Annotated in this window: 17 protein-coding genes; 6 read left to right on the top strand and 11 right to left on the bottom strand. The window is 52.8% G+C overall.

The genetic code is table 11. From position 1 onward, the window contains the following. The first annotated feature begins 92 nt into the window (after positions 1 to 92). Positions 93 to 1,334 carry a multifunctional CCA addition/repair protein gene (locus tag Dpoa569_RS03905; RefSeq protein WP_042872519.1) on the top strand — a complete coding sequence of 414 codons (1,242 nt, stop codon included), beginning with the start codon at positions 93 to 95 and terminating at the stop codon, positions 1,332 to 1,334. A gap of 47 nt (positions 1,335 to 1,381) precedes the next feature. Here the strand turns inward: Dpoa569_RS03905 and bacA are convergent, their stop codons facing one another. Beyond that, positions 1,382 to 2,203, bottom strand: a complete 822-nt coding sequence (gene bacA, locus Dpoa569_RS03900) for an undecaprenyl-diphosphate phosphatase (protein WP_042872520.1) — start codon at positions 2,201 to 2,203, stop codon at positions 1,382 to 1,384. Positions 2,204 to 2,369: 166 nt separating this feature from the next. Continuing rightward, a complete protein-coding gene (gene folB, locus Dpoa569_RS03895) occupies positions 2,370 to 2,732 on the bottom strand; it encodes a bifunctional dihydroneopterin aldolase/7,8-dihydroneopterin epimerase (RefSeq protein WP_042872523.1) in 363 nt (120 codons plus the stop codon). Between the two features lie 107 nt (positions 2,733 to 2,839). On the opposite strand from folB, the gene plsY reads away from it, so the two are divergent. Continuing rightward, positions 2,840 to 3,481, top strand: coding sequence for a glycerol-3-phosphate 1-O-acyltransferase PlsY (gene plsY, locus Dpoa569_RS03890; protein WP_042872526.1), 642 nt, complete (start codon positions 2,840 to 2,842; stop codon positions 3,479 to 3,481). Positions 3,482 to 3,734: 253 nt separating this feature from the next. Beyond that, positions 3,735 to 4,265, top strand: coding sequence for an inorganic diphosphatase (ppa, locus tag Dpoa569_RS03885; RefSeq protein WP_042872528.1), 531 nt, complete (start codon positions 3,735 to 3,737; stop codon positions 4,263 to 4,265). Positions 4,266 to 4,512: 247 nt separating this feature from the next. Here the strand turns inward: ppa and Dpoa569_RS03880 are convergent, their stop codons facing one another. From Dpoa569_RS03880 to tamA, 3 genes are read right to left on the bottom strand one after another with little or no spacing between them, the layout of a single operon-like run. Next, entirely contained in the window at positions 4,513 to 4,860 is a 348-nt protein-coding gene (locus Dpoa569_RS03880; protein WP_042872531.1) for a gamma-glutamylcyclotransferase family protein, read from the bottom strand. A 2-nt stretch (positions 4,861 to 4,862) separates the two neighbouring features. Continuing rightward, entirely contained in the window at positions 4,863 to 8,621 is a 3,759-nt protein-coding gene (gene tamB / locus Dpoa569_RS03875) for an autotransporter assembly complex protein TamB (RefSeq protein ID WP_042872533.1), read from the bottom strand. Next, on the bottom strand, positions 8,618 to 10,351 hold the full coding sequence (gene tamA, locus Dpoa569_RS03870; RefSeq protein WP_227983183.1) for an autotransporter assembly complex protein TamA: 1,734 nt from the start codon (positions 10,349 to 10,351) through the stop codon (positions 8,618 to 8,620). Before tamA ends, tamB begins: the two co-directional genes overlap by 4 nt. A 414-nt stretch (positions 10,352 to 10,765) precedes the next feature. On the opposite strand from tamA, the gene msrA reads away from it, so the two are divergent. From msrA to Dpoa569_RS03855, 3 genes are all read left to right on the top strand, one after another. Next, a complete protein-coding gene (gene msrA, locus Dpoa569_RS03865) occupies positions 10,766 to 11,401 on the top strand; it encodes a peptide-methionine (S)-S-oxide reductase MsrA (protein WP_042874057.1) in 636 nt (211 codons plus the stop codon). 159 nt (positions 11,402 to 11,560) lie between these two features. After that, positions 11,561 to 12,877 (top strand): hemolysin family protein, encoded by a 1,317-nt coding sequence (locus Dpoa569_RS03860; RefSeq protein WP_042872538.1) that lies wholly within the window; start codon positions 11,561 to 11,563, stop codon positions 12,875 to 12,877. A 75-nt stretch (positions 12,878 to 12,952) separates the two neighbouring features. Beyond that, complete coding sequence (locus Dpoa569_RS03855; protein WP_042872541.1) at positions 12,953 to 14,032, top strand: hypothetical protein; 1,080 nt, start codon at positions 12,953 to 12,955, stop codon at positions 14,030 to 14,032. Here the strand turns inward: Dpoa569_RS03855 and Dpoa569_RS03850 are convergent. From Dpoa569_RS03850 to Dpoa569_RS03825, 6 genes are read right to left on the bottom strand one after another with little or no spacing between them, the layout of a single operon-like run. Then, a complete protein-coding gene (locus Dpoa569_RS03850) occupies positions 13,998 to 15,428 on the bottom strand; it encodes an amidase (protein WP_071604340.1) in 1,431 nt (476 codons plus the stop codon). The genes Dpoa569_RS03855 and Dpoa569_RS03850 overlap by 35 nt on opposite strands. Beyond that, entirely contained in the window at positions 15,421 to 15,627 is a 207-nt protein-coding gene (locus tag Dpoa569_RS03845; RefSeq protein ID WP_042872544.1) for a hypothetical protein, read from the bottom strand. The genes Dpoa569_RS03850 and Dpoa569_RS03845 overlap by 8 nt, the downstream gene beginning before the upstream one ends. Positions 15,628 to 15,639: 12 nt before the next feature. Beyond that, on the bottom strand, positions 15,640 to 17,268 hold the full coding sequence (locus Dpoa569_RS03840) for a DUF4910 domain-containing protein (RefSeq protein WP_042872546.1): 1,629 nt from the start codon (positions 17,266 to 17,268) through the stop codon (positions 15,640 to 15,642). A gap of 32 nt (positions 17,269 to 17,300) precedes the next feature. Beyond that, positions 17,301 to 18,473, bottom strand: a complete 1,173-nt coding sequence (locus Dpoa569_RS03835) for an MFS transporter (protein WP_042872548.1) — start codon at positions 18,471 to 18,473, stop codon at positions 17,301 to 17,303. Next, on the bottom strand, positions 18,470 to 18,808 hold the full coding sequence (locus Dpoa569_RS03830; RefSeq protein WP_042872550.1) for a hypothetical protein: 339 nt from the start codon (positions 18,806 to 18,808) through the stop codon (positions 18,470 to 18,472). The genes Dpoa569_RS03835 and Dpoa569_RS03830 overlap by 4 nt, the downstream gene beginning before the upstream one ends. Then, entirely contained in the window at positions 18,793 to 19,746 is a 954-nt protein-coding gene (locus Dpoa569_RS03825) for a hypothetical protein (protein ID WP_042872551.1), read from the bottom strand. The genes Dpoa569_RS03830 and Dpoa569_RS03825 overlap by 16 nt, the downstream gene beginning before the upstream one ends. Positions 19,747 to 19,797: the final 51 nt, after the last annotated feature.

The raw sequence follows: 19,797 nt of genomic DNA, 5'->3' as shown, positions 1-19,797 counted from the left end.
AGTTAACCATAACCAGATTATGGTTAACTCTAACTTGGTTACGACTGGTGATTATGCCAGTTATTGACACAGTTTAGCATCGGGAGCCGGGTTTGAAGATTTATCTTGTAGGGGGCGCAGTGCGTGACGGTCTGTTGGGCAGGCTCGTTACTGAACGTGACTGGGTCGTGGTCGGCGCTACGCCGGAAATGCTGTTGCAACAAGGATACCAACAGGTTGGACGGGATTTCCCGGTCTTCCTGCACCCGGAAACCAAAGAGGAGTATGCGCTTGCACGCACTGAGCGTAAATCCGGCAATGGGTATACCGGGTTTATCTGTCAGGCCACACCGGACATTACGCTGGAAGAAGATTTACAACGGCGCGATCTGACTATCAACGCTATCGCCCAGGATGAAGACGGGCAGTTGTTCGACCCATACGGCGGTCAGCATGATTTGCAAAACCGGCTCCTGCGCCATGTCTCCGAGGCTTTCAGCGAAGACCCGCTCCGGGTATTGCGAGTCGCGCGTTTCGCCGCCCGCTACGCCCACCTCGGTTTTCAAATTGCCGAAGCAACCCTGAACCTGATGCAGGCCATGACCCGCAACGGCGAACTGGATTTTCTGACGCCGGAACGGGTGTGGAAAGAAACGGAAAAAGCGCTCGGCACCGAGAACCCTCAGGTCTATTTTCAGGTACTGCGCGACTGTGGCGCGCTGGCAGTCCTGTTTCCTGAAGTGGATCGCCTTTATGGCGTACCGGCCCCTGCTACATGGCATCCGGAAATCGACACCGGCATTCATGTGATGATGAGTCTGGCGATGGCCGCCCGTCTCAGCCCAGCGATAGATGTCCGCTTCGCAACGCTGTGTCATGATCTCGGCAAAGGTTTGACGCCACCGGAAGTCTGGCCGCGCCACCACGGCCACGGTCTGGCCGGCGTGGCGCTGGTGGAAGCCTTGTGCCAGCGGTTACGAATACCTAATGCCTTGCGCGATCTGGCCTGTCTGGTGGCCGAATACCATGACCTGATTCACACTGTACAAGTGCTACAGCCCAAAACCCTGCTCAAACTGTTTGATGCTATTGACGTCTGGCGTAAACCCTATCGGCTGGAGCAGTTGATCCTCACCAGCGAAGCAGACGCACGTGGACGCGCCGGACTGGAACAACAACCCTATCCGCAGGGCGACTATCTGCGCGAAGCCTTCGCTGTCGCCAGCCAGATAACCAGCGCAGACGTGGTGGCAGCCGGGTTCAAACATGCCGCGATCAGAGAAGAGTTGCAGCGCCGTCGCCACACCGCACTGGAGGAATGGAAAGCCCGGCGCGCCGACGCTACCGGGCTATAATCATCATGCGATTATCGTCGGGATACCTTGAGTGATCGCGACGATAATTACATCAGCACCAGCCACACCAAGGCTGCAACGATGAAGCGATAAATAGCAAACGGCACAAAAGAGACGCGTTTAATCAATTGCAGGAAGGTCTTAATCGCGATCATCGCCACGACAAACGCGGTCACAAAACCAGTAGCAAACATCGGCAGGTCAGATAGCGACAGAAAATGCCAGCTTTTGTACAAATCCAACGCGCTCGCGCCAAGCATGATCGGCACAGCAAGAATAAAGGAGAACTCGGAAGCGGCATAACGATCAACCCCAACCAACATCCCGCCAGAAATGGTCGCGCCGGAACGTGAGAAACCCGGCCACAACGCCAGACACTGAAAACAGCCAATCAGGAATGCTTGAACATAGCTGATGTCATCCAACCCTTCCGCTTTAGGTTTTTTGGGCTTGAGCCATTCCGCCAGCAGCAGCAGCACGCCACCGGCCACCAGCGCATAAGTGACCGTCACCGGATTAAACAGCGATTTGATGGCATCATGCAACACCAACCCCAACACCACGGCGGGGATCATCGCCAGCACAATGTGCGCCAACGTCAGATGCCCCTTTCCGCGCCCTTCATGCTGCGGAGCCTGACCAAAATGAATGCCAATCAACCCAAACATCCGTCGCCAGAACACCACCACCACAGCCAGAATCGACCCCAACTGAATAATGACCTCAAAGGTCTTGGCGGTATCTCCATCAAATCCCAACCAGTGACCGACGATAATCATATGCCCGGTGGATGACACCGGTAAAAATTCGGTGAGCCCTTCCACCACCCCAAGAATGAACGCCACCAGCAACGAATGCAGATCCGCCATCGACCGTAAACCCCCCACCTGCAACATAAAAAAGCGGCCTTGCTATCAGCAAGCCGCAACGTGTAAAGCGCATCAAATAATGCCCTCTTAAGGACATAATTTAAAATAGAGATATTATCTTTTAATTACTTTAAGAAGGGTCTGTGTTTAATCATCGCAGCCCAACTCACGCCAACGGGCGAACACCGCGCTCAATCACCACACCCACGCTACGGGCCTGCGCCACTGCGCCAGGCTTGCTGACCTTCAGCCGCAACCAGGGGATGCCGAAACGTTGCATCAGACTGGTTGCCACCTCTTCCGCCACCCGCTCCACCAGCGCAAAACGACCACCTTCGACCAGTTCAATCACCGCGTCACTAACGTCGGCATAGCTCAGGCAATCCGTTACGTTATCGCTGGCGGCTGCCGGACGATTGTCCCAGGCCATTTCGATATCGAACATCAATTTCTGCTGGATGGTTTGTTCCCAGTCATAAACACCGATAGTGGTGATTACGCTAAGCTCTTCAATAAAAACGATGTCCATCACGTCATCCCCTGTTTTTACCGCCGCCGGATACCACTTCCGGCAGAAAGTGCGTATTATCCACAGATACTGAACTTAAAACGACCTTTATTGAACGGAAGCCGTTTATGAGTGTTATCGCGCCCGGAATGATTCTCGTCGCGTATCTGTGTGGCTCGATCTCCAGTGCAATCCTGATTTGCCGCATCGCTGGTTTGCCCGATCCGCGCGAACAAGGCTCCGGCAACCCCGGTGCCACCAATGTGTTGCGCATTGGCGGTAAAACAGCTGCCGCCGCCGTATTGGTTTTCGATGTCCTCAAGGGGATGCTGCCGGTGTGGGGCGCTTACGCGTTGGGTAGTTCACCGCTCTATCTCGGCCTGACCGCTATCGCCGCCTGTCTGGGACATATCTACCCGATATTCTTTGGCTTCCGTGGCGGCAAAGGGGTCGCCACAGCGTTTGGCGCGATTGCACCTATCGGTTGGGACTTAACCGGGTTGATGACCGGCACCTGGCTGCTGACCGTGTTGCTAAGCGGCTATTCCTCGCTGGGCGCGATTATCAGCGCGCTGATTGCGCCGTTCTATGTCTGGTGGTTCAAACCCCAGTTCACCTTTCCGGTAGCCATGCTCTCCTGTCTGGTGCTGATGCGCCATCACGATAATATTCAGCGGCTGTGGCGCGGCCAGGAAAGCAAAATCTGGAAAAAACTGCGCCGTAAACGTCATCCAACTGATGATACGCCAGACCAGCACGACGCCTCCTGAAGATACCTGGAGATCAAGGTAAACGTAGCGGCTCCGACGGGCCGTTGCCCCTGCCAAACAACGGAATTCAAGCGTCAGGTTTATCCGAATCCCGCCGATGGTTGTTTAACCAGATTAATGCGTTACTTATTATTCATTGGGAGGGCGGCAATCCAGCGTGCGATGCAACCCAGCCTAAAAAACCACGACTTTCGCCATCAGTTGGCTATAATGAGCGCCACTCCATTCTGGTTTGAATAAGAAGGAAACCGACATGAGTTTGAATACCGTACCGGCGGGTAAAGACCTCCCGGAAGATATTTATGTAGTGATCGAAATCCCTGCCAACGCTGATCCGATCAAGTACGAAGTGGATAAAGAAACCGGCGCGCTGTTCGTGGACCGCTTCATGTCTACCGCCATGTTCTACCCGTGCAACTATGGCTACATCAACCACACACTGTCACTGGACGGTGACCCGGTTGATGTGCTGGTGCCGACGCCGTATCCGTTGCAGCCTGGCTCGGTGATCCGCTGCCGTCCGGTTGGCGTACTGAAAATGACCGACGAATCCGGTGAAGATGCCAAAGTGGTTGCGGTACCGCACACCAAACTGAGCAAAGAGTACGATCACATCAAAGACGTGAACGACTTGCCGGAACTGCTGCGCGCGCAGATCGGCCATTTCTTCGAGCACTACAAAGATCTGGAAAAAGGCAAGTGGGTGAAAGTGGACGGCTGGGCTGATGCCGCCGCCGCGAAAGCCGAAATCCTGTCTTCTTTCGAACGCGCCAAAAATAAATAAGACGCGCTGAAAAAGACGTTTTTAATGCCTTCACCGTCATAGTGAATGCCTCTTCAACAACACCGCCGCTGGCGGTGTTGTTGTTTAATGGATTTTCGCTCGTCCGGTGCGTTAAATAACGCGGTATAAAAATAAAAAAAACAGTGACTATTTTTCAGGAAAAATAATCCCGGTTACTGTTGTCAGCAACCGGGATTATTTATACCCGTCATACTTCACGTTGCCGGTGCGTTGTTCAAATATAAGATTATGGTTCTTCCTGACGCTGTACCCAATCGCCGCTGACGATGCGATGCAGACCAGCGACCGGGCGCTGATACAGGTAGATCCAGGCGCTGCCGTAAGGCGTGGCGATCAGCTCACGCGAATAGGCCCCACCTCTGAGCTTCAATTCATCCAGTTCAGTCAGAATAGAAGAACTGATGCGGTACACTTCGCAGTAAATATCTCCCTCACCTGCAACCGCTGCCGGATAGTGCCCCAGATCGTATAATTGATACCCATCGAGCCGGTGATCGCCTAGCCACTGAGCGTTAGTCATCCAATGACTGTTTCCCTGCTTGCGCCGTAAACTGCCGTAGACAATAATTCGCATTGCTAAAACTCAAACTGATAGAGCACATCCAGCGCCTGATTTACACCAGACACCGCCTCCAGATATAGTTTCGGCATTAAACGGTAACGTAAGGTTAACGTTGCCAATGAATCGAACAGGCCGACACCATATTTGACCTGCAGGCCTGGCAGAACGTAACCACTGACAACAACCTGCGATTTGTCGCCAACTCCCTGTGTATCCAGAGCTAAATTGCTTACGCCAAAGGCCTCGCCAATTTTACCCACAACTTGACCACTTTGTGCAACCCCTAAACCAATTAGAGCCGATGTCATCATCGAACTATCCGTTCCTCTGCTATTTAGCCCCTGGCCACGCAACAGATAAGATAACGCTTCCTGCTGAGATAAGGCCGGTTCGGAGAACACCTCAAGCTTAGGCGTGGTGGCGCTACCGGTTATCCGCACACCGGCGATGACGCCATCTGCGGTATTGTCCGGATTCCGAATCGCTTCAATATCCAGTAGCGGCAACGTCGGCGGACCGGAGAACAGCAGTTGCCCCTTACGCACTTGCAGATCCTGTCCGTACGCCTTAAAACGTCCTTCCGGCATCGAAATCTGGCCGTTCAACCCAAGCCCTTGTTTATCCTGCGTGACGTTCAGATCACCGCGCAAACGGGCGTTCAGACCATAGGCATTGAGCCAGACATCATCGCCCACCCGCACGATCAGGTTGCTGACGATGGGAATCGTGCTGGCAGTAGTCGATACCGGCTGACGCCGTGCATCCAGAATGACCTCATCCGGTGACACATCCACCGCGCTGGCTGGCATTTCATGCACCACGATCCGCGCCCAGGGAACGGTCACGGTACCGTTAAGCGTCAGTAACTGCGGCGTCGCCTCAAACACGATATCCGGCGACATATCCAGCCGCGCCATCGGCGGCACCGTCACCCGCATACGATCACCGTTGACGGCAACCCGTGCACGCCAGGCCTCAGGCACCGACCAGTCGGCGTTCCCCGCCAGATTGAGCTGCCCCTTCGTGGTACGAAACACCCCCTGCAAGGTAGATGACATACCGTTGAACGATAGCGCCAGCCGCCCACTGGTCAGGTCCACCGGTAGCCCGTTGCCATCCACATCAAGGTTATCCAGCGTCAGTTGCCCGAACACCTGCGGGCGTTGCAGATCGCCCCCCAGCCGTAGATCGGCATTCGCAGTCCCGGCAGCTTTCTCGTTCTGGCGCAGAATTGGCCGCAGCAGGTCGAGCGACAAGGCGCTTAGCGTCACCGTACCACTCAGGTTACGGCGTCGTTGCGGGTCGGTAATTTGCACGTCGCCGCGAAAACGGCCATTCCCCTGAATCCCTATCAGCCATGTCAACCACGCCTGACCTTGCTGCAACCCGGCGTCCAGCGTCAGGGTATCAAAAGCCACCGGCAGCGTACCGCCCTGTACCTGCTGACGGATGGTCACGCCATTGCCGGTCAGCGTGACACGGGCTTGTGGCAAACCGCTGTTTGCCTGCCAGTTGACCTGTGCGTTGCCGGTAATCGAACCACTGACCGCCGTCTGCTGGCCGATGAAAGGTTTCAGCATCGCCAGATTGAGCCGGTTTAGATTGACGCTCGCTTTGCCGCTACTTCCCGCCTCAATCGGTTGCGGTACGCACAGCTCAGCATCGGGGTTACGCCAGCAATGTGCGCCTATCGTCGCTTTCTGTGCCGCGACCTGGTAAACCAGCGACATTGCTGGCGCCAGCCGCCACTCACCGACCGGGGTATCAAACCGGGTATCGCTAAGCTCTCCCTGCCAGCGCTGCTGCCCGCGGTCAAAATGACCACTCAACAACAGCTGGCCGCCCACTGGTTCGCCACTCATGGTCACACGTAACTGGTGCTGATTTTCATCGCCGGTCGCACGCATAGTGAGCGATGCCAGATGCAGTTTCCCCTGTGTTAATTGCTGCACCTGCAATGTCAGCGTGCCGTGCACCTGTGTATCGACTTGCACATCGCTATTGAGTGTCAGTTTGCCAAGGTTCAGTTCCTGCCAGCGCAGCGCCGTGGCGTTCATTTCCACCTGCAGTTGCGGTGTCTCTCGTTTACCCTCCAGCCGCAGTTTCCCCATCACCTGCCCGCCCAGACCGGGCAAAATCCCATTCAGGGATGGCGCATTGATGTCACCGTTCAGCCGCCACTGATCTTTCAATTCACCCTGTAACGTCAGTTGGTTACGCCCTAACACCAGCGTAACGCCCGGAATGGACCACTGGCCGCTGGCGTTACCGCTCAACGCCCCTTTCGCCACCAATTTGCTCTGCCGTATTTGTCCGTCCAGCGCCAGTTGCGGTACATCCAGTTGCCATGACGCTCCCGCCAGCGTGCCGCGCGTGGTCAACGTCCCCTCCAGCCGCACCGGCCATTGCGACCACTGCTGTGCGGTATTGATGCCTTTCAGGGTCAGGTTACTGTTCCAACTGATCGCATCGCGCCAGTCCAGTTGGCCGGTGATATCCGCCGTGCCTTGCAAGGCAGACAGCTGCAATCGCGCCAGCGAGAATTGCTGCTCATTGCCGCGGCCTTCCAGCATCAGCGTACCGGGCGGTAACGCGCTGCCGCGAATATCGCCCTGTAACAACAGCGAATAATCTATAGCTTTACCGCCGATATTCAGTCGCACATCGTTGAACTGATACTGGGCATCGCCGGTCAGCGGCCAATGCAACTGCGGGCTGCGCAAGCTTATGTTAAGCGGCAAGCCCGGCTCGGCCAGCGCGGTCTGAATATCTATCTGTGCCCGCTGTGGGCCGGACAGATTCACCGCCAACCGTAACTGCTGGCGCAAGCCGCCTTCCGCTGTCAGTCGCACGCGTTCGCCCTTGAGCAAATCACTGTTCACGATGCCGTTAACGTTAAGCGTCACCGGCCAGTCGCCCGACAGGACCGCGTTGCCATGGGCATACAGCGCACCCAGCGGTGATTGCACCGTGAGTTGTTGCAGCGTTAACGTCTGCTGCCGGGTGGTAGCTTGCAACTGAAAACGGGAAACGGTTACCAGTTGAGCGCCCTGAACCATCCCCCAGGACTCGCCGCGTAAATCGGCAATGGTGAGATCCAGCGGCAAGGTAAACTCAGGCATCGCTGGCAACAGCGGTGCAGCAAACAGGGCGCGCAACATTTCGCCCAACGGTTGAGGCTTGTCAGTCTCAGCAGGCGGAGCAGGTAGCGTTTTCGTTGCGGCGGGCAACGCCACGGTAAGACCCGACACCAACGTCGGCAACAGCGTCAGTGACCGTCCTTGCCAGTTCAGGCCGGCTTGCAGCAATGACAACGACACCCCGGCACCATCGACCATGATGCGGCTATCGTTCAGATTGATATGACGCAACGCCACCGCCACGGGCGCGCGGATCTCAGTCACCGGCGCGGCTTGTGTTGCCGCTTCAGGTTGGGCTGGCGGCAGTTCCTGAGTCGAGATCGCAACCGACAGCCCCTGCAACGACAGGTCATCAATACATAGCTGACTGTGCCACAGGCAATCCGGCGCCAGCGCCAGATGCAGACGGTCCGCCTGCACGGTGACGCCAGGCATCTGATAGCGTATTGTTTTCAGGGTTAAATTCCGCCAGCCGCCGTCAACCGCCCCTAATTCCAGCCCCGGCACCCAACGCGCTGCGGCACTGAGCAACAGATGTAGCCCCGGTGTCGTCGTCACCAGCAACACCGCCGCCAACAGCAGCGCCAGCGCACCAGCCATCAGACCCATTCCGGCTTTTTTCATCCTGCTCATAACTCCGGCCCCAGCCCGATATAAAACTGCACGTCGTGTTTGTCGTTATCGCCAATTGGCCGGGCGATATCCAGCTTGATCGGTCCTACCGGCGACGCCCAACGTACGCCGACGCCAGCGCCGGTCTTCAGGTTGGTACGCACCAGATCGTTGACGGCTTCGCCGCTATCGACAAACACCGCCCCCCACCACTTTCCGGTGACGTTGTACTGGTATTCCAGCGAACCGGTCGCCAGTTTTGACGCGCCGGTGAGTTTGCCGTCGCTGTCGCGTGGAGAAATGGATTTGTACTTATAGCCGCGGATGCTGCGATCGCCCCCGGCAAAGAAGCGCAACGACGGGGGGACACGGGAGAAGCTGCCGGTTTCGATCCAGCCCAGATTGGCGCGCGCCACGAAGCGGTGTTTTTCCGCCAGCGTTCGAATCCAGACGTTCTGCGCCTGAAACACCGAAAAATCAATATCCGAACCCCACAGGGTATTGGAAACATCCACCGAATAACGCTGGGTGTCGCCCCAGTCAGGCATCAACCCGCCTCGTTGCCGGGTACGGTTGAAACTAAGACCGGGATAAATCAGCATGGTGGTATGGGTAACATTAGCCTGGGTAAAGTGATCCATCGTCCAGTGCAGGTTAATGGCACGCTGCCAGCCGCTGGACAACTCCCAGTAACGCGCCAGATTAAACGACGCCGAATCAGACTGGGTATCATTGAGATCTTCGCGTTTGAAGCCCCCCTGCACCAAATAGTATTGCTCCAGCGGACTTTTCAGCAGCGGAATTTTGTAGCTGAGATCCAATTGCTGCTCCGGTGCAGACAGGCTCAAGCTACTTTCCATGCTATGACCGTACGTATTGACCCAGGGTCTTTTCCAGGTGGCTTTTAGCCGTGGCCCAACATCAGTAGCGTAACCGACCCCGGTTTCTATACTGTTGCGGGTGCGCGGTGTCAGTAGCGCCTCCAACGGCAGGACTTTACTGCTACGACCTTGAGCGAAATCAGGCGACACGACTGCCGAGTTGAACCAGCCGGTGGCGGACAAACGCCGGTTAAACTCCCCCAATTGCTCCGCCGTGTATACGTCGCCCTCCTGAAACGGCACTAAATGCTGCAAATAAGCCGACTGGATTTGGGACCCACGAAAGTTAACCTTGCCGAAGCGGTAACGTGTGCCGCTATCGTAATCAATGTTCCACCATGCCTGATGCGTAGATGGCATCACGTCCAGCTGGCTTTTGTTGAAGTGACTGTCGAAATAGCCTTTGCGCATCGACAACGTATTGAGTTCGCTTTTGAAATCATCGTAAGCGCCATGATTCAGGCGGCTGCCCACCACGGGCCGGCGCTGTTGCACCAGCTTTTGATAATCAGCATCTTGCTCAGCCCCACCGCGAATGGCGATGCTGGAACCGGCAATGTTCACCGGCTCCCCTGGCGTGACGGTCACCTTTAGTACCGGCCTGCCACGCCCCTGCGCGGGAATAAACGCAAAACGGATCTCCGGATCGTAGTAACCCAGCGCCCGCAAACCTTTGCGAATGGCGTCATCAACCCGTGAGCGAAACCGGCCATCGGCGTTGACTTCATCCGGAGTGATAGTCGAAAGACGGGCACGGACATTCTTCTGCAACTCGCCTTCCAGCCCAAGCAGTTGCAGACGCACGTTCGAGGCGGCCAGCGCCGACGACGCCAGCAGCAGGCCCCCCGCGCCTACCCCCCGGCAGAGCACAGTGCCAGCGCAGAAAAATGTGTTTTTTATCCTGATAAAAAGTGTCACTTAACGTCCCGATAGTGTCAGCATAATCGACGTATTTTCTGATAAACCACAGACAGGTATACCTGCAACGGTGCTATTCACTATGAATGTTAACGAGTTAACGATAGAGGTTAACGCGTTAACTATAGATAGTGGTTGCCATACCGACAATGCTATCACTCCCCCACAACCAGCCTCGCGCATAATGGCATCGCCCCGGTCAGTTGATGGATTTCCCCGCTACAAGCACGTGTGATTGCCCAATCGCATCCTGTATCAACACCGTTGTCATATTGCTGTGCTATTCCGCCATAAAGACAGAGCGCATTAACTCGGTTATGCTCTGAAAATGACGAATTACCGGGTGATAATCAGGAGCCAAACGTGATAGCGAATTTTGACAAGACGCAGCTAATCGGCCAGTCAGATGCCTTGCCGGGACGCACAACGCCGATGCCGGTCGCCCGCCTGCACGCGGTAAACCAGCACTCCATGACCCATGTGCCGGACCACATGGAGGTAGCGCTCTTCGCCATGGGTTGTTTCTGGGGCGTGGAACGTCTGTTTTGGCAACAACCCGGCGTATACAGCACCGCCTCCGGATATTGCGGTGGCTACACCCCTAACCCCACGTATCGGGAAGTCTGTAGCGGCAAGACCGGCCATGCGGAAGCGGTACGGGTGGTGTTTGACCCTGCGGTGATAAGTTACGCCCGGTTATTGCAGTTGTTCTGGGAGAACCATAACCCGGCACAAGGTATGCGACAGGGCAACGACATCGGTACGCAATACCGTTCTGCTATCTATGTAACACCAGAGCAGGAAAGCGCCGCGAAAGCCAGTTACCAGCGTTACCAACAGGCCATGCGCGAGGCAGGTGATAACCGCAGTATCACCACGGAAATTCAGCCTGTCGGGCCGTTTTATTACGCCGAAGACGAACACCAGCAATACCTGCACAAAAACCCGCATGGCTATTGCGGGCTGGGCGGTATCGGCGTTTGTCTGCCGCCACAGGGCTGAGGCTGGCAGCAGTTTGATCGCGCCTGCTATACTGTGCAGCCACAGGACCGGTTTCCGGTCCTTTTTGCGGCGCAGCCGCGCCCATATGCGGTGCCACAGCACCCATAATATCATTCCCTTTCAGAGGTTCGCCGTCCGCGACGACTTGGCGAAAAAACTATGTTAAACAGTCTGTTAATTATTTTATGTCTTATCGCCATCAGTGCGTTTTTCTCGCTGTCTGAAATTTCTCTGGCCGCTTCACGCAAGATAAAATTGAAACTGATGGCCGACGAGGGAGACCTGAACGCCGCGTTGGTGCTGAAATTTCAGGAAACGCCAGGCATCTTCTTCACCGTAATCCAGATAGGTCTCAACGCCGTCGCCATTCTGGCCGGTATCATCGGCGATGCGGCGTTCTCACCCTACTTCGAAATGCTGTTTGCCAGCTTTTTGCCACAGGACATGATCGTCCGCGCCAGTTTTATCTGCTCATTTGTGCTGGTTACCAGCCTGTTTATCCTGTTTGGCGACCTGACGCCGAAGCGCATTGGTATGATTGCCCCGGAAGCGATTGCCGTTCGGATCATCAACCCCATGCGCTTCTGCCTGCTGGTGTTCCGCCCGCTGGTGTGGTTATTCAATGGTCTGGCAAACCTGATTTTTCGGCTGTTTAAATTGCCGATGGTGCGCAAAGAAGACATTACCCCCGACGACATCTATGCGGTGGTGGAAGCCGGAGCATTGGCCGGCGTGCTGCGCAAACAAGAGCATGAGCTGATCGAAAACGTGTTCGAGCTGGAGTCGCGCACCGTACCATCTTCCATGACGTCGCGCGAAAGCGTGGTCTATTTCGACCTGCATGAAGATGAAACGCAGATCAAAGAGAAAATCGCGCACCAGCCGCACTCCAAGTTTCTGGTGTGTAATGGCACCATCGACCAGATTGTCGGTTACGTGGATTCCAAAGATTTGCTAAACCGGGTGCTGGGCAACCAGAGTCTGGAACTAACCAGCGGCGTCCAGATTCGTCCGGCGCTGATCGTGCCGGATACCCTGACGCTGTCAGAAGCGCTGGAAAGCTTCAAAACCGCGGGTGAAGATTTTGCCGTCATTCTCAATGAGTACGCACTGGTGGTGGGTATCATCACCCTCAACGACGTGATGACCACGCTGATGGGCGATCTGGTTGGTCAGGGGCTGGAAGAGCAGATTGTCGCCCGTGACGAGAACTCCTGGCTTATCGAGGGCGGCACGCCGATAGACGATGTGATGCGCGCACTCAGCATTGACGAGTTTCCGCATTCCGACAACTATGAAACCATCGGCGGGTTTATGATGTACACGCTGCGCAAGATCCCCAAACGTACCGATTTTGTTCGCTACGCCGGGTATAAATTCGAAGTGGTGGATATCGACAGCTACAAAATTGACCAGTTGCTGGTCACTCGATTGGAAGAAAAAGCGATGTTCAACGCCGAAACGCCTGCAACGTGAAGTATGGCGGGTATATTGACAAAAATATGATTTTATTGGTAATGGAAGATAAATTAATTAGTGACGATTAACAAAATGAACATAATCACAGCTAAAAATATTTCTCTTTTATTCGACGATGACATTTCTGAAGCACGTTTACTCTCTCTGGCAACAGAAATTGAACTACCACAGCGATTATCGTGGTTGTATATATTGGCTAACGTCAGAGACAATAAACTGTTAGATAAGTACGATGACTTACTCTCACACCCTGAGAGTAAAAACAGAGTTAAACGATTTGATGAGATCTATGCCAAAACGAAGCACTATTTTAATTCCTGCTATTGCAACGTAGACAGATCAGCTCTGGCAGAAGATATCGTGGAAATAACCCAGAATATTGCCAGACAGACTCAGTGGGATGATCTTAATTTTTCTCCTGAGCATCCGGAGTATATGCGATTTGAATATCTAAACCCCTTTCTTCATAATTTTTCATCCGTGCAACACGTTTGTCAGGCTTTGAATATTGACTGCGTTAACTATGCGCCTGATTCTGCGCTCATTAATATTAATGGTTATGAGATCGAAATTGTCTCAGATAGTGATAACTATGCCGATCTACGTGTTGAAGAAGGGCTGCGCAGCGCAAGTATTGCGCTTAACGCAGCTGATTTCACCCAGTTAACTACACGTGAGGCTCTCGAACTGGCACATGAGATTGGTCACTGTCGTAATCATCTCACCTGTCCCCATCCCTGCGGCGATTTTGCGCTTCCCTTCTGGGACACCGAGTTGCCCGCTTTTGAAGAGGAGTGGCGTCTGTGCACAGCAAGCTCCCCTCACCTCGATTTGCGTGCCTGGTCACTGGAGGCCATCAAGCAATCTGTCTTCGCCCTTTTCCCTCTTCTTGCGCCAGAATATGGCGTCGAACGCGCTTTTCGCTATGCTCTGGATAACAATCCGCTTTATTGCTCCAGTCGCAAAACGCCGGAATGGCTGCTGACAAAAGCCCCCCTTTTCGTCTGGACCGGTGTACCTTATGTCCAATATTTTCTTAGTCTGGCTCATTTGATTTTGCGCCACGGCCAGGTGAATACTCATCTTGAAAAACTACTTGCACGTAGCTATTCACGTTTTACGCTGCGGGTTCTATCTGCTGATGCAGAATGACATCATCACTCAGGGCTGGCATCGTGAGCCATTTCTCCATTGAATCACCTGCGTCCAGCACTCGGCTATCGTCAAACAGCCTGCCAACGAGCTGCATACCTAACGGCAGCTTTTCATTCGTGAGCCCTAAAGGCAGACTCAAGGCCGGGTTGCCAGTGACGTTAAATGGGATGGTTTGTGTTGGTACGACGTAACTGGCTGGCGGCCAGTCCGGCGAAAACTCACTGAAGCGTGGCGCAGCGCGTAATGTTCCTGGGAACAAAAGCAGTGAAAAATGAGAAAAGAGTTCCCTGTTCAACCAGCCTGTCAGCGCTGTACGCAGACGTAACGCATCCATCAACTCCGCAGCTGAAATCGTTGCGCCAGGCAGAATGCGCTGGTATGTGAAGCGTCCATACTCATTACCACGTTCGCGAAGATTATGTTGATGAACGGCAAAAGACTCTGCAGCCATGATGATGCGTCCGCAGGCGTTAAACAGCGCAAAGTCCTTAAACGTGATTTCCTCAACCTGAGCCCCTGCATCAGTAAGATTTTCGACAACACGATCCATTGCGGCAATTAATGCGGGGTCGGTATGAGGGTTATCCGTTAGCAGATGTCGTGGCCAGGCAATTCTGTGCTGAGGCCATGCTACAGTACGAGGAGAAAAATCCAGCTTGCGAGTGAGTGTGGTGGGGTCGGCGGAGTCGTATCCTGCAATCACCTGCATTACCCACCGTGCGTCGTCACTAAAACGCGTTAATGGTCCGCAGTGATCCAATGTCCATGAAAGTGGAAACACCCCGGCACGAGAAACCAGTCCATAAGTTGGTTTAAAACCTACAACACCACACAAACAGGCAGGGCCGCGTATTGAGCCGCTGGTGTCCGAGCCGATTGCGATGGGGACAAGTCCGGCGGCAACTGCCGCCCCCGCCCCCGAAGATGATGCCCCAGTAAAATGCGACCTATTCCAGGGATTGCGTGCGGGAGGAAATGGTAGTTCATGGCTTGGTCCGCCCAGAGCAAACTCATGCGTCGCCAGCTTGCCCAGATAGACCGCGCCGGAGGCTGAAAGGCGACGTTCTACAGTGCTACTGCGCGCTGCGCGATGGTGCAGCATCAGATGCGAATGACAGGTCGTTGGCTCACCTTCAACGTCAAAAATATCCTTTAGTGCATAAGGTATTCCCGTCAATGGACCGCTGGCTTTTCCCTGATTTAGCGCTTCATCAGCGCACCGGGCATCGCGGAGGGCACGCTCAGCATCAACGTAAATAAAGGCGTTTAGCACTGGGTTAAATCGTGTAATGCGTGCCAGGAAATACTCGGTCAGTGCAACCGATGTCAATGCTCGCTGGTGCAACAATCGAGACAGCTCTGTAAGCGAAAGCAGATGAAGTGCCTTATCCACGCGTCGCCTCATAATGGTCAACTATTGCTTTCGGAAAAAAGCCATTTGCCGGCTCTGCCTGATCAAAGCGTTGAGTACAGACCAGTTCTACCGCACGACGGAGTTCCATGACGCACTGGAGTGTTCCAGCCCGCCATTCTTGTGGCACACTGATCTTCTCTTTTGCAATGCAATACTCAAAAAGTTGTTCTGGGTCCATAAGGTGCACTCTTCAAAGAGGATCTGCCGTGCAGACCTGAAAATAATCAGATGCATCAAAAACGGCATATAATGTGGCAACGTTTTCCTCTGACAACTCAAGCCCTGTTATGCGGACAGATTCATCAAGGAGAATTTCGCGCTGACGCCCATCAGCGTTAAGCGCACAGTGATGCAGCAATGATAGATAACGTTTATCCTCCGCAATTAACCGTTCAACCACTTGTCGAAGCGGATTTTCCAACTGCTGGATAAGCCTTCGAAGATTAAGCGGCCCTGTCCAGCAACCCACAATTCCGCCCTCCTTACGCGTTGATGGTTTTCGCCGGGGACTAATTTGTTCAGGGCTAAGGTTTTGCAACTGCATGATGAGTGCCAGCGCAACAGCCACAGTGCGTTTCATTTCTATCAGTGAGACTTTATCCGGCGTATCGCCAGCGGTATGGTTGAATCGATCATTGATATGGCACAACTGCACAGCTGGGCAGTTATTATTCGTTTCGCCATGGTTCATAAATAGAGCGTGATCGGAAAAACCTTGAAATGGCATACTCAACCACGAACCGGAGTGTTCAGCCGTCAATTCAAAAACACGCTGCATGAGCGTTTGCGCCATGTCACCCAGCGGTGACGCAAATCCTTCGAGTGGCAGTTCAACGCACATTGGCGATCCGCAGAGGCGCTGGTCTTCCCCCACCATATCCAGATTAATGACTGCGATCGGACCGGGTTGATGGCGTCTTTTATGCTGCATTGCAGCGACACCTAAAAATTCAGGCCCCCAGATAGTGCGTAGTGGATAGCGGAGCCTTCCCATTTTTTCGATCAGTTGTTGCAATAGAGCAGTTAGCTCAAGTGATGCGCTTACCCCAGACGCATTATCATTCGCCCCTGCACGTGCATGACACAGGTGTGCCGTAACCCAGATCTCCCGTTCTTGATGCTTTCCTGGGATTAACGCACTCACCACTGGCATGGTTGCGTTACGATCAATAGTAATTTCAATGTTCGCTTCGACTCCCGCATCCGCCGCTCGCCTCAGGGTGCATAGCTCATCGGGAAGTACACTAAAGGCAAATAACCCGCTATCTGGTGCAAGTTCAATACGCCCACGCCAGTAGCAACCGGACAATGCGTCAAATCGGGCAAAGGCATCGGTTATAAAGCCAGCAGCTCCTGTTTGTTTTAGATGCTCCAGTACACTGCTGCAGAGATAGTCTGCCGCGGTGATCAGCACCACCTTTCCCGAACTATCTGTTTTTCCTGATACATCCCTTGTGTGTTTATATAACACTAGGGGGTAATAGCCGCTGGCTTCCCTCGAATAGGTGGCTAACGTGAAAGGCTCCGTCTGATGATCCAGGAACTGTGGTAACTGGGGCAGGGATAAAACAGCTTTTAGCGGTGTCCAGGCTACGGGGGCGTGAAAATCCCACCAACTTCGTGAACCATCGGCATCAAAATGGTGAATATCTACATCCACCATCATCCGTTTTCTGGCTTCATGAGAGACAAATGCTGCCGCGTTCAACATTCCCTGCGATGCCTGATAACGATCAAATGCACTCAGCGCAGTAATGATGTTGAGCATCCGTGTTTCATTGCTCTCATTCAGCACCCATTCGAGCCATTCTTGCGCCATGATTCGCCTCTTACTTAGTAGTGATCCGGCAATTAGTAGTTATCCGACAATTTTTCCTGCATTTTGAGCGCGCTGGAGGCGACTAAGGCAATCGATCCTGACACAAATAATATCCCCATTATTCCCAGCACTGTCCCTGTTGAAATCTGGTTTCCCCACAGGGCATAGAGTGTGAGCGAAACGGGAATAAACATTTTAAAGATACTGCCTGTAATGCCGTTTATTTTGCCGAGATCATTTGCGGGGGCGACTACCAGTCTGTAGGTACGAACGCAGACAATATAGAGGGAAAAAAGGAAGGACTCACAAAAAAGCATGATTCCCAGAGTGACAGGCGTTATGTGAACGCTAATAAAGAGATATATCAGGCCAATCAGCGGGATACTGTAGGCTAGTACCCGAATCACACCAAAATGCTGCTCAATACGTTCAGAGAACCATGATCCACTTATTGCGCCCAGACCGCCGACCGCAAACAATACTCCGACCTGAAAATCCGTAAAGGAAAATGTCGATTTCGCACAGTACATGACGACGACTTCAGACACCACAATGATGGCATTGGCGAACGCTGTCCACCAGGACAGAACCCAGAGGTTACGCAGACGATATAAAGCACGAAAACCGTGCATTATATCTGGAATAAATGGTTTTTTTTCCACAGGAGGGGCCTGTCTGAACGAGTTAACCCCAAGTAACAGTGAGATAAACAGCAGCACATACGAAAAATGCAACGCCTGAGTGTAGCTCAACAGCAATAACAGAGCGCCAATGATCGCCGGCCCCGCACTTTCCATAACGTTGCTCACCATATTGGTGTACCGATTATATGTTATGAGTCGGTTGTCTGGCAGCGTGAGCCGGGATTGCACGATAAGGGAATTGTTGGCGAAATAGGTCATCCCCATCAGCATGAATACCAGCATGAAAAGCAGGTGTGGTGACTGGATACCGTACCAGGCTAGCACTGCCAGCACGATAACCTGTCCCGTCGTACCAAACGTAAAGCCACGTCGGCTACCAACCCTATCCACCAGAGCACCAATGATGAATCCCAACACCATAAAAGGGAGGTATTCAAACATGCGTACATAACTCATCAGGTCGTTAGACTGGGTCTGCTGAAATGCCCATAGCGGCAAAATAAAATTACTTATTTTTTCGGCAACTGCTTTCAGCATGGCAATGATTAACAGTACGGTCATGATTTGGCTTTATCCTTTATATAGTGGGAAATAAATTCCCGATCCTCAATAAATGCCGGCAAGCCTACCTGGGCAAGCAATTCACTCATCTCGCTTTTCCACGGCGTATCTGGAAGTTCATGACAGACGCTCTGCAAAAAGGCGAAAAAGCGAGTTTGTCCTTCAAACATCAATATACGTCCGCGCGTTACAATTGCCCTTTGCTCAAAACTCAGGGTTTTTTCAATGTCATCCAGCAGGGTCATCTTTTTCCATACACCACGTAAATCCACTGACGGCTCTGCACTCATCGCAATCCCAAGGCTGACCAACTGGAATATCATTGATTGATACATAGCCGCTCCTCTATCGCCATTTCATCCCGATAAAAAGTAAAAACGTCATCCTGCATGTCGTAGAACAAAAAATTGAGATAGGCCATATCATCAAGAATCTCATGTTGTTGTTCGTGAGTCAGGAACGGTATCTGCGAGAAATAGAGGTATGAAAAATCAGAGTGTTCTCCTTGAATATTAATACGAGCGTGTGCGAGATGACTGTCACGTATTCGGCGAAACTCTGGTGTATCAGGGATAAGTTCAGAGAACATCAGCATGTCTTCATCGTCACCTTCGTAGAAAAACAGGCTGGCAAAAAACGAGTGTGGACGACGGAAAGCAATATCTTTAAGGAAATCCATATAGGCCTGCGTCGAAGGCAATGGTCGTGAGGCGAACACTTGCTTTTCATCCCATGGGGTATCAATGAACGCTTTTGCCATAATGCGCTCATGGAACAACTCTTCTTTTACAAAGTCGTGGGCAAGCACCGCTAATTCCGGAGAAAGCTCGTGCCCAAGAATACCTATAAGTGAGGTGATCGCTAAACGAGTAACGTGAAAATACTCTAGTGTCCAACCGAGTAATAACGCACGGTGTTTCTCCGGTTCCAGTAGCGCTTGAGCTAGTGGTGTCTCACCTTTTTCTAACAACCACTGATTATTGACGATGTTGAACAGGCGGTTATAAAACGCACTACCTGTGCTACCAAACGCATTGTTCGGGACAATATTATCGACCTGCTCAAAAACAAGATTGTTTTCCAATAGATATTCACAGAATGGTGTATTATCCCTTTCAGTACATCCTTTATTTTCTATCTCATTGACAAGCTGTTGTGCAGCAATATATTGCACCTCATCATCAAAGGTGATTTCAAATACTTGTTCAAAAACATAAAAGAATAGTGTATTTCCGTGGGATTTTATTTTTATATAATCGGGTAAATAGATCATTGGCAGCCCCTAATAAAAGGCAATAGCGGTAATATTTAATTATGGTTAATG

Origin of the sequence: Dickeya poaceiphila (genome assembly GCF_007858975.2) — a bacterium.
GTDB lineage: Bacteria > Pseudomonadota > Gammaproteobacteria > Enterobacterales > Enterobacteriaceae > Dickeya > Dickeya poaceiphila.
Note: the sequence above shows the minus strand (reverse complement) of the source record. Positions and strands in the feature narration are given on the sequence as shown.

What these genes read in the sequence shown, in the direction of transcription:
- bacA (WP_042872520.1), bottom strand. Translation starts at nt 2,203, where the DNA reads ATGGCGGATCTGCATTCGTTGCTGGTGGCGTTCATTCTTGGGGTGGTG.
- folB (WP_042872523.1), bottom strand. Translation starts at nt 2,732, where the DNA reads ATGGACATCGTTTTTATTGAAGAGCTTAGCGTAATCACCACTATCGGT.
- plsY (WP_042872526.1), top strand. Translation starts at nt 2,840, where the DNA reads ATGAGTGTTATCGCGCCCGGAATGATTCTCGTCGCGTATCTGTGTGGC.
- ppa (WP_042872528.1), top strand. Translation starts at nt 3,735, where the DNA reads ATGAGTTTGAATACCGTACCGGCGGGTAAAGACCTCCCGGAAGATATT.
- Dpoa569_RS03880 (WP_042872531.1), bottom strand. Translation starts at nt 4,860, where the DNA reads ATGCGAATTATTGTCTACGGCAGTTTACGGCGCAAGCAGGGAAACAGT.
- tamB (WP_042872533.1), bottom strand. Translation starts at nt 8,621, where the DNA reads ATGAGCAGGATGAAAAAAGCCGGAATGGGTCTGATGGCTGGTGCGCTG.
- Dpoa569_RS03860 (WP_042872538.1), top strand. Translation starts at nt 11,561, where the DNA reads ATGTTAAACAGTCTGTTAATTATTTTATGTCTTATCGCCATCAGTGCG.
- Dpoa569_RS03855 (WP_042872541.1), top strand. Translation starts at nt 12,953, where the DNA reads ATGAACATAATCACAGCTAAAAATATTTCTCTTTTATTCGACGATGAC.
- Dpoa569_RS03845 (WP_042872544.1), bottom strand. Translation starts at nt 15,627, where the DNA reads ATGGACCCAGAACAACTTTTTGAGTATTGCATTGCAAAAGAGAAGATC.
- Dpoa569_RS03840 (WP_042872546.1), bottom strand. Translation starts at nt 17,268, where the DNA reads ATGGCGCAAGAATGGCTCGAATGGGTGCTGAATGAGAGCAATGAAACA.
- Dpoa569_RS03835 (WP_042872548.1), bottom strand. Translation starts at nt 18,473, where the DNA reads ATGACCGTACTGTTAATCATTGCCATGCTGAAAGCAGTTGCCGAAAAA.
- Dpoa569_RS03830 (WP_042872550.1), bottom strand. Translation starts at nt 18,808, where the DNA reads ATGTATCAATCAATGATATTCCAGTTGGTCAGCCTTGGGATTGCGATG.
- Dpoa569_RS03825 (WP_042872551.1), bottom strand. Translation starts at nt 19,746, where the DNA reads ATGATCTATTTACCCGATTATATAAAAATAAAATCCCACGGAAATACA.